Source organism: Arthrobacter sp. P1_B4 (assembly GCF_056406555.1).
In genome coordinates this window covers 1-8,714 of the sequence record NZ_JBFTZW010000111.1, presented here as the reverse complement: position 1 = coordinate 8,714, position 8,714 = coordinate 1, and the positions used below count along the sequence as shown (strand labels likewise).

9 protein-coding genes are annotated in these 8,714 nt (G+C 68.0%); 4 read left to right on the top strand and 5 right to left on the bottom strand.

Features of this window, described 5'->3' with window-relative positions; genetic code table 11:
• Positions 1-817 (top strand): DUF2252 domain-containing protein (locus AC1D1W_RS18780; protein WP_476944479.1); only part of this gene is annotated, 817 nt, incomplete at its 5' end.
• Positions 818-845: 28 nt separating this feature from the next.
• On the top strand, positions 846-2,348 hold the full coding sequence (locus AC1D1W_RS18775; RefSeq protein ID WP_476944478.1) for an FAD-dependent oxidoreductase: 1,503 nt from the start codon (positions 846-848) through the stop codon (positions 2,346-2,348).
• Here the strand turns inward: AC1D1W_RS18775 and AC1D1W_RS18770 are convergent.
• The 3 genes from AC1D1W_RS18770 to AC1D1W_RS18760 all read right to left on the bottom strand — a co-directional run bounded on the left by AC1D1W_RS18770 (position 2,345) and on the right by AC1D1W_RS18760 (position 4,107).
• Positions 2,345-3,082, bottom strand: a complete 738-nt coding sequence (locus tag AC1D1W_RS18770) for a CDP-alcohol phosphatidyltransferase family protein (protein WP_476944477.1) — start codon at positions 3,080-3,082, stop codon at positions 2,345-2,347. The genes AC1D1W_RS18775 and AC1D1W_RS18770 overlap by 4 nt on opposite strands.
• 207 nt (positions 3,083-3,289) lie before the next feature.
• A complete protein-coding gene (locus tag AC1D1W_RS18765; protein ID WP_476944476.1) occupies positions 3,290-3,748 on the bottom strand; it encodes a hypothetical protein in 459 nt (152 codons plus the stop codon).
• Positions 3,745-4,107: a cupredoxin domain-containing protein gene (locus tag AC1D1W_RS18760; RefSeq protein ID WP_476944475.1), complete on the bottom strand. Its 363-nt coding sequence runs from the start codon at positions 4,105-4,107 to the stop codon at positions 3,745-3,747. Before AC1D1W_RS18760 ends, AC1D1W_RS18765 begins: the two co-directional genes overlap by 4 nt.
• 203 nt (positions 4,108-4,310) lie before the next feature.
• Here AC1D1W_RS18760 and AC1D1W_RS18755 point away from each other — a divergent pair, with 203 nt between their 5' ends.
• Complete coding sequence (locus AC1D1W_RS18755) at positions 4,311-5,258, top strand: cation diffusion facilitator family transporter (protein ID WP_028276791.1); 948 nt, start codon at positions 4,311-4,313, stop codon at positions 5,256-5,258.
• A 37-nt stretch (positions 5,259-5,295) separates the two neighbouring features.
• Here the strand turns inward: AC1D1W_RS18755 and AC1D1W_RS18750 are convergent, their stop codons facing one another.
• Positions 5,296-7,566 (bottom strand): putative bifunctional diguanylate cyclase/phosphodiesterase, encoded by a 2,271-nt coding sequence (locus AC1D1W_RS18750; RefSeq protein ID WP_243177792.1) that lies wholly within the window; start codon positions 7,564-7,566, stop codon positions 5,296-5,298.
• A gap of 219 nt (positions 7,567-7,785) precedes the next feature.
• The gene (locus AC1D1W_RS18745; RefSeq protein ID WP_028276793.1) at positions 7,786-8,088 is read right to left on the bottom strand and encodes a DUF4193 domain-containing protein; all 303 of its coding nucleotides are present in this window, start codon (positions 8,086-8,088) and stop codon (positions 7,786-7,788) included.
• Between the two features lie 307 nt (positions 8,089-8,395).
• On the opposite strand from AC1D1W_RS18745, the gene AC1D1W_RS18740 reads away from it, so the two are divergent.
• Entirely contained in the window at positions 8,396-8,641 is a 246-nt protein-coding gene (locus tag AC1D1W_RS18740; protein ID WP_230008878.1) for a hypothetical protein, read from the top strand.
• Positions 8,642-8,714: the final 73 nt, after the last annotated feature.

Genomic DNA, 8,714 nt, shown 5'->3' with positions numbered 1-8,714 from the left:
CAAGAAGGCAGCCCACGGCATGGAAAAGACGGCGAAACAGAACGTCGCCAAGGCCCACACCCGCGACAGCCTGCAGGCACTCTCCAAGCTCGCCGAGCGGGTGGACGGGGAGTACCGGATCGTCAGCCAGCCGCCGATCGTCATTCCCTCGCGGGAGCTGGGTGAATCGTTCGGCATGTCTGCGGATGGGATTCAGAAAGCGGTTCGTGAGCAGCTCCGTTCCTACCGGGCCACGCTGCCGGACGACCGACGAATCTTGCTGGAGCGCTTCGAAGTCATCGATGTCGCCCGCAAGGTCGTGGGCGTCGGCAGTGTCGGCACGCGGGCGTTCATCGCCTTGCTCCAGGGCCGGGATGAGCAGGATCCGCTGTTTCTTCAGGTCAAGGAGGCGACGAGGTCGGTGCTCGAGGACCACTTACCGAAGAGCAAGTTCAAGCAGCCGGGCGAGCGTGTGGTGCAGGGCCAGCGGATGATGCAGGCCGCGAGCGACATCTTCCTGGGATGGACCAAGGGGGTACAGGACAACCGGTACCTATATTGGCGCCAACTGCGTGACATGAAGGGCTCAGCCATTGTGGAAGGGATGAAGCCGCTCGGCATGACCTTCTATGCCGACGCCTGCGGCTGGACGCTGGCGCGGGCCCACGCCCGGTCCGGCGACCCCATCGCGATCGCGTCCTACCTCGGTAAGAGTGACAAGTTCGAACGCTCCATCACCGACTTCTCCGAGCGGTACGCGGACCAGAACGAAAAGGACTACGAGGCCTTCGCCGATGCGGTTCGCTCGGGGCGGCTGGAAGCCACTGAGGGCCTCTGATTCCGGATGTTCAGCAGAAGGCGCCGCCGTGGGTGAACGGCTCGAAGGACGGCAGGTTTCGCTCTGGCTCGCCACAACCGGTACCACCCGCTATCCCTCCCTGGACACGGATCTTGAGGTCGACGTCGCCGTCGTCGGGGGAGGGATCGCCGGCCTGACGGCGGCGCTGGCCCTCAAACGCGCCGGCAGCACCGTCGCGGTCCTGGAGGCAGCCCGCATTGGCACCGGCGTTACGGGGCACACCACCGGCAAAGTCACCTCACTGCACCGGCTGGCCTACACCGAACTCGCGGACCGGCACGGACCGGACGTCGCGGGCACGTACGGGCGGGCCAACCAGGCCGCCATCGAGCACATTGCGCGTGTCGTCGCGGAGGAGGGCATCGACTGCGACTTCCGCAGGGTGTCCAACTACACCTACGCCGAATCCGACGACGCCCTCGCCAGGGTCCGCGGCGAGGCGGCCCTGGCCGGACGGCTCGGCCTGCCAGCTGTCTTTACCTCCGAGGTGCCGCTGCCGTTCGGTACCCGGGGCGCAGTCCGGTTCGACGGCCAGGCACAACTCCACGCGGTCAAATACCTCCAAGGCCTCGCCCGCGCCGTGGACGGGAGCGGAAGCCACGTACTGGAGGACTCGCGCGTCACCTCGGTCCGCGACGGGGTGCCCGCCGTCGTCAAGACCGGGAGCGGCACCGTCCGGGCGCGCGAGGTGATCATTGCCACCAACGTCCCCGTTGGCGACGCCGGGCTGTTTGCCGGGCGCTGCTACCTGCACCGTTCCTACGTCGTTGCCAGCCTGGCACCTGCCGTGCCCCTGGACGGGACCTTCATCAGCGTCGACGAGCCGATGCGCTCCATCTTGGCGATCGACATTGAGGGCGCCCGGTTCGTTCTCACCGGCGGCGAGGGGCACCGTGCCGCCGACGCCAGCGATGCCGCCGCGCGGTACCGCCGCCTCGCGGCTTTCTCCCGGGAACGCCTCGGCACCGGGGAGACCAGCTTCCGCTGGTCCACGCAGGACAACATGCCCGTCGACGGGTTGCCCTACGCCGGGACTTTGACACCGACGGCGGCGCACCTTCATGTGATCACCGGCCTGCGAAAATGGGGCCTGACCAACGGCACCGCTGCCGCCCTGATCCTGGCCGACACCCTGTCGGGCCGGCACAACCCCTGGGCCGCGGTTTTCGATACCAACCGCCCTTCCGCCGGCCAGGCAGGCGGGGTGCGGCAGCAACCGGACCAGCCGCCCCCACACCGRCTGCCGGCCCAACCGGCCGTCGCCGGGCTGCGACCCGGCGAAGGCACCGTCGTGGAGATCGACGGCGAAATGACCGCCGTCTACGCTGGCGCTGCCGGGGACCTCCTCGCCGTCTCGGCCATCTGCACGCATCTGGGCTGCACGGTCGCGTTCAACGCGGACGATTCGACGTGGGACTGCCCCTGCCACGGCTCGCGGTTTGCCGCCGACGGCGCCGTCATCCAGGGCCCGGCGACGAAGGACCTGGCGCCGAGACCCGCACCGCGTTAGGTTCCTGCGGGTGAACCGGCCCGGGTGGCGGGGAAGCCGGCGGCCGAAGCGCCTCCCGCCCGGAGCCGTTCCAGCTTGACCACGTCCCGCCCGAATGAAAAGGCCAGCAGCCCAAGCGCCGGCCCGAGCACCATGGCTCCCAGCGCCGGAGTCACCGCCGGCAACAGGGCGAACAGCAGGGCCGCCGGCTGGGCGGCTCCGATGACCCTGCGGACAGTGCTGGACGGCAGCGGGTTCTTCAGGGACGGCCGGAACCAGGCCGCTGCGAGGAACGCGTAGTACATCAGGCCGATGCCCAGGGGCCACAGGCCGAACTTTCCCGCCGCCGCGCAGGACAGCACCAGGACCAGCGCGGCGTCCGTATCCGAATCCAGGCGCGAACCCTCGGCCGTGGCACAACCCGTGAACCTGGCCACCCGTCCGTCCACGGCATCGAGCAGGAACGCGGCCGTGCCCAGGACCACCACCAGAAGGCTTGGTCCGGCTCCGGCGATCAACCCCACCACCGTTTCGGCGGCACAAAAGGCCACGATGCCGGCCCGGCCGAGGGTGACGCGGTCCGCGCGGGTGGAAAAACGCGGTTTCCGCCGCAAAACGGAGCCGGCGGCCCGGATGATCACCGCGGCCCCCGCCGCCAGGGCCAGGAGCCAAGGAACAGGAGCCCTGAAGACCGCCGCGCCGAACCAGGCCCAGGCCACAAGATAGGCGCCGACGGCGGTGCCGGCATCCGCCACGGCACGGCGGGCGGCTGCCGATCCTGGCCAGGTCTGCCCTGGCGCCAGGGAAGCAGTGGCCCTCGTCGGTTCTGCAGGCCGGCTTCCGGGCACGTTTGCTGATCCCGTGCCTGTAGACGCCGTGTCCTCTTGTTTCGTGCCTTCTGCAAACGACTTCAGCCTGAACCACCCCRCCCACATGCTAGCAAGTCCGCGGCCCGGGGTTGGTCAGTGCTTGGACTGGGCGCCCTGCCCGTTCGTCCGCCGTCCGGCCCGGACGAAACCGATGGCCGCCAGGACGGCGCCGGCGCCTTCGGCCACGGCGCTGACGGACTTCTCGAAGAACCAGATGGGCTCGTACATGGCCGGGAAAGGCCCGAACGCCGGAATATTCACGTAACGGTATGCCACCACGGCCACGAAGGCGCTCAGCGCGACGACGAATGCGACGGCGAAGGCCGTCCTGCTGCCGCGCAGCAGCACGTACAACCCGGCCAGCACAGCGGCAGCCGATTCCAGCAGGAACAGGTTCCCTTGGCCGATTCCCGCGGAGTTCCCCGCCTGGTAGCCCGGGGCCAGGTGGATGTGGACGGCGGCGTCAATGAACAGGGCAACGGCCGTGAGGATTCGCAGTGTCATGCCGGCCGTATGGACCCGCACGGTCCGTCCGGGGCTCTGGGCGCTCATTTGACCACCAGCGTCCCGTGCATGCCCGGATGGTAGGTGCAGTGATACGCGTAGGATCCGGGCTTCGTCGGCGCAGTGAAAGTGGCAGTGCCGCCGCCCTTGACCTGGGCATCGAACGCTGAACCTTCGTCAGCCGTGACCGTGTGCGCCGCGGCATCCATGTTGGTGACGGTGACCGCCGCGCCGGGGGCCACGGTGAGCGGGTCGCCGTAGGCGAAGTCCTTGATGGTGATGGTGGCGGCGGCGGTGCCCGCCGTCGGGCCGGCCCCGTAGGCAGGGCCGGGTGGGGGCGCCGACGTCGACGCCGGCGATCCGCTGCCGCCGGCGCACCCGCCGGTGCCCAGCAAGATCAGGAGCACCAATAGCGACGACAGCTTCCGACGAGCATTCATTGCGCAACACCCCGAGCGGCTTGAGGAAACGAGCGGATGAACGTACTAGCTATATTGTGCGCCTGACCGGCACGAATGGAACCAGTCGGCGTCGAACGCCGGTCCGGGAGAGCCCGGGGAGATAGCGTAGTCACTGGCATGCATCCTGCAGCCGAGGGAGGGAAAATTGCGTGAAGCGTAAGAAGTCCTGGTCAGCATCGCTCACAGTGCTGATTGCCTTTGCAGCGAACGTCCTCGTCGCGGCAGCCAAAACAGTGGCCGCACTCATCTCTGGCTCGGCGTCCATGACTGCCGAGGCGGCCCACTCCTGGGCCGATACCGGCAACCAGGTCTTCCTGCTCATCGCCGAACGGAAAGCCGCGCGGAAACGCGACAAAGCCCACCCCATGGGTTACGGGCGCGAGGCCTACGTATGGTCAATGATCGCCGCCTTTGGCCTGTTTACGGCCGGCGCGGTGGTGTCGGTGATGCACGGCATCCAGCAGCTGATCACCCCGGAACCGCCAGGTGACTATGGGATCGCCTACCTGGTGCTGACCATCGCGTTCGTCCTTGAAGGCGTGTCCTTCATCCAGGCGTTCCGGCAAAACCGGAAGGCGGCGCGAGAGCTTGACCGGAACACCCTCGAGCAGGTCCTCAAGGGCTCCGACCCCACGCTGCGCGCCGTCTTCGCCGAGGACGGGGCCGCGCTCGTTGGCCTGCTCATCGCCTTCGCCGGGATATTCCTGCACCAGGTCACGGGGTCCTCCGTGCCGGACGCCGTGGGGTCCATTCTGGTGGGCATCCTCCTGGCCGTGGTTGCCGTCGTGCTGATCGAGCGGAACCGGCGCTTCCTGGTGGGACAAGCCGTGACCGGCGATATCGAGGGCAGCATGGCCCGCCGCCTCCTCGAACACCCAGAGATCGAACGCATCACGTACCTGCATCTCGAATACGTCGGCCCGCGCAAGCTCTACGTCGTGGCGGCCGTGGACATACAGGGAGATCTCCGGGAACACGACGTCGCCGTGGCCCTACGCCGCGTTGAACGCGAACTTGAGGACCACGAAACCGTGGAAGAGGCCGTGCTGACACTCGCCACCGCGGACGAGCCCTCGTTGGACTTCCCCGCCGTTTGAGCACAACGCCGACCGCCTGTCCGGTCCTTCGGCTGGCTCAGGCGCCGGCCGCCGTCGCGTCCATGCCGGCCGGCGGCTGCAGGCGGGCCCCGGAGGCCAGCAGCGCCTCGAGAACGGGAGACGGGCTGGGACTGGCCAGAAGGAAGCCCTGGCCCATGTCGCAGCCGAGCGAGCGCAGGAGATCCAGCTGCCCGGTGTGCTCGATGCCCTCGGCGATGACGGCCAGGTCCAGTTTCCGGGCCACTTCCAGAATGCCCTCGAGCATCGCCGCGGCCGGGGCGTCCCCAGGCAGCCCGGACAGGAAGGCACGGTCGATCTTGAGAATGTCCGCGGGCAGCGCAGCGAGCGTGCTGAGCGAGGAGAAACCGGTCCCGAAGTCGTCGATTGCGATGCGGACGCCGAAGCTCTTCAGCCGGTTCAGGGCAGCGACCCCGCCGTCGGCGCTCGTGGCCAGGGCCGATTCGGTGACCTCGAGGATCACCTTGTCGGCCTGCGAGGCGGGGTGGGCCAGGATGCGCTCCAGGGCTGCCAGGTTCCGGTCGCTCGAAAGCTGAAGAGTGGAAAGATTGACCGAGACCCAGAAGTCTTCGGCAGTGCCCGGGGACCGGCGCCAGCCGGCGACGTGACGGCTTGCGGTGTCCAGTACCCAGCAGCCGATGGGGCCTATCTCGCCGGTTTCCTCGGCCAAGGAGATGAAGTCGGCCGGTCCCAGCCGGCCCAGGGTCGGGTGCTCCCAGCGGACCAGGGCCTCCACCCCGGCGATCTCACCGGTGCCGAGATTCACCACGGGCTGGTAGTCGAGGCGCAACTGCCCGGCCTGCACGGCTGTGGCGAGGTCCGCCCGGAGAGCGGCCCGGTAGGTCATTTCGTCATATCCCCGGGCATCGAAGAGCTGGTAGCGGCCTTTGCCGCCGTGCTTGGCCATGTACATGGCGAAGTCCGCCTGCCGCATCAGCTCGGCCGGATCTGCAGTGCCGGCGCTGCGCTGGGCGGCGCCCATGCTGACGGTTACCTTCAGCCGGACGTCATCGATGCAGAAAGGGTCCCGCAGCGTGTCCTGGATGCGCCGTGCGACGTCGTCCGTCGCCGTGCCGCCCTCATCCGTCACAAGGATCGCGAATTCGTCGCCGCCCAGCCGGGCGACGAGGTCATGCCCGCGCACGCAGCCCCGCAGCCGTTGGGCCAGCTGAATGAGCAACGCGTCGCCGCCCTCATGGCCCAGCGAGTCGTTGACGTCTTTGAAGTCGTCGACGTCGATGACCAGCAGGCCTTCATGCCCGTCGCAGACCTCGGTGCCAGCTGCTTCCGGGTTCTTTGCCTCGGGGTCGAACGCGGCGGTGAGGCGTTCGGTGAGGACTGCCCGGTTGGCCAGTCCCGTGAGCGGGTCGTGGGTGGCGCGGAAGGTCAGTTCCAGGTGGTTGTCATGCACGGTGGCGGCCATGGAATTGAAGGCCTCGGCCAGCTGCCCAAGTTCGTCATTGCGGACAACGCTGATCCGGTGGCTGTAATCACCGGACTGCAGCTTCAGGACCCCGCGGTACAGACCCTCCACGGGGCGCATCAGGTACTTGGTCATCCGCCGTCGGAAAAAGAAAACCCCGCCCGCGGCCAGCGCAAAGAGGGCCGTGCGGACGGTCGATACCATCTGCTGAAGCCCGGCCCCACGGGCGACGCCGTCGTCCAGCGCGTCGAGCGAAGCGCGACGGACGTCGGCGAGCAGGGCGCGGGCCCTGGCGCTGGACGCGGCGAACGCCGGCGCCTCCGCCACCCGGTTGCCGTGGAGAGTGGCCACCTGGCTTTCCCAGAGATTGTGCGCGGACAGTCCCTCCTGCCACGCGGCCCGGGCCTCGCGGACTGTGGCCCGCATGCCGTACGCCTCCGGCAGGATCCGGGCGGTGGCATCGAACTGGGCGCAGATGTCCTTTTGTTGCAGCAAAAAAGCGGCCGGATCTGCCGGGGCGGACAACAGCTGGAGTCCGGCTTGTTCGTGGGTCTCGATGCCGGTCCGGAGCTCGGCGATGGCCTCCGACTCGACGCGGTGCTGTGCGGCAGCGTGCTGGATTTGGTCCGTGACAAAACGGACGCCGACCAGGGTTACCGCGGCCCCGGCGAGCAGGGCAAGGAGCACCAGGATGAAGGCCCTGGACCATTCGCGCTGCAGGCTCCCTGCGCGGGCGGGTTTGCCGGTGCCGGGGGTACGGGTGGCCGCCGGCCCGTCGGATCGTTCGGGTCCATTGGCGTCGTTGGCGTCGGCGGCCGACGGCGGCGCAGCAGCAGGGTCAGCCAAGCTGCTGGTGGATTTACGCATGATCAGCCTCCGGCCGTGTGCCGGCCGTCGCCGCATCGTCAAACAGGAGCGTAGCCGAACGTGCCCCGGCTGGTCATGTCCTTCCGCCTCCCGACACTATTGTGAAGCATGTGACAGAAGTGTATTCGACGGGCGGCCCGGCGGGCAGCGTCCGGTGCCGGAACCACACCTGCCGGGCTGTACGTTTCCGGACCGGCTGAGCCGGTCCTGCCGGGGGCTCTAGCTGAGGCAGTCTGCGCAGTAGGCGTGGCCGGCCTTCTCCTTGGCCAACTGGGACCGGTGCCGCACCAGGAAACAGGAATAGCACGTGAATTCGTCTTCTTTTTGCGGGATGACCGTGACGGTCAGTTCCTCGCCGGACAGGTCTGCCCCCGGCAGTTCCACGCCTTCGGAGGTATCGGCCTCGTCTAGTTCGCGGACAACGCTTCGCGCGTCAGGCGCATTCGCCGAACGGAGCGCCTCCAGGGAAGCGTTGCGGGATTCCGCGACGTCGGAGCGTACTTCGTCATAATCGGTTGCCACCTGGTGATACTCATTTCAGTTGCTGGGCGTGTGATTCGGAGTCTCTCCGGATCTACGTATCTCTGTATCTCCGGATCTCCGGGATTGAACCGTACAGCATGACGCCGTGTAAATGCTGGGGACCGGGGCAGTCGCGGCAGTGACGCTCATGACACCCGGAGGCGGACGCCCGCGACGCCGGCCTTCCTGCTTTGTTCGCCACTGGTCACCGGGGCGTCACGTGCCGTTAATTTGGCTGCCCTAGCCTGATTCTTTAGGCACCATCCACCTTGGGCACCATCCGCACCATCCGTCGGGAGGATTCACCATGGCCGATATTGCTGCAGTGCTGGGACGGCTCACGCAGGACGAACTTAATGAACTGCGGTCCCTGGGCCCCAGCGGGCACCTGACCCGTCGCCTGACCGACGCCATCGACCGCGCCGCCGGCGGCCCCGGAGCCGGGCGCGGCTACTACGTCCCCAACGGAAGCGTCAGTTCCACCGGCGGACCGCACGTGGTCCTGCGCAGCGACGTTTCGGGGTGGCTGTTCGGTCCTCCCCAACAGGCCTGACCGAACTGCGACGGGCATCCCCTCCCACTGGGCCCGCGAGGTTCCTTCCAGCCCGGCCCCGGAAGGGCCATAC

Bases quoted from the DNA above. Each gene is read 5' to 3' on its own strand.
- AC1D1W_RS18765 (WP_476944476.1), bottom strand. From the start codon at position 3,748: ATGAGCGCCCAGAGCCCCGGACGGACCGTGCGGGTCCATACGGCCGGC.
- AC1D1W_RS18750 (WP_243177792.1), bottom strand. From the start codon at position 7,566: ATGCGTAAATCCACCAGCAGCTTGGCTGACCCTGCTGCTGCGCCGCCG.
- AC1D1W_RS18740 (WP_230008878.1), top strand. From the start codon at position 8,396: ATGGCCGATATTGCTGCAGTGCTGGGACGGCTCACGCAGGACGAACTT.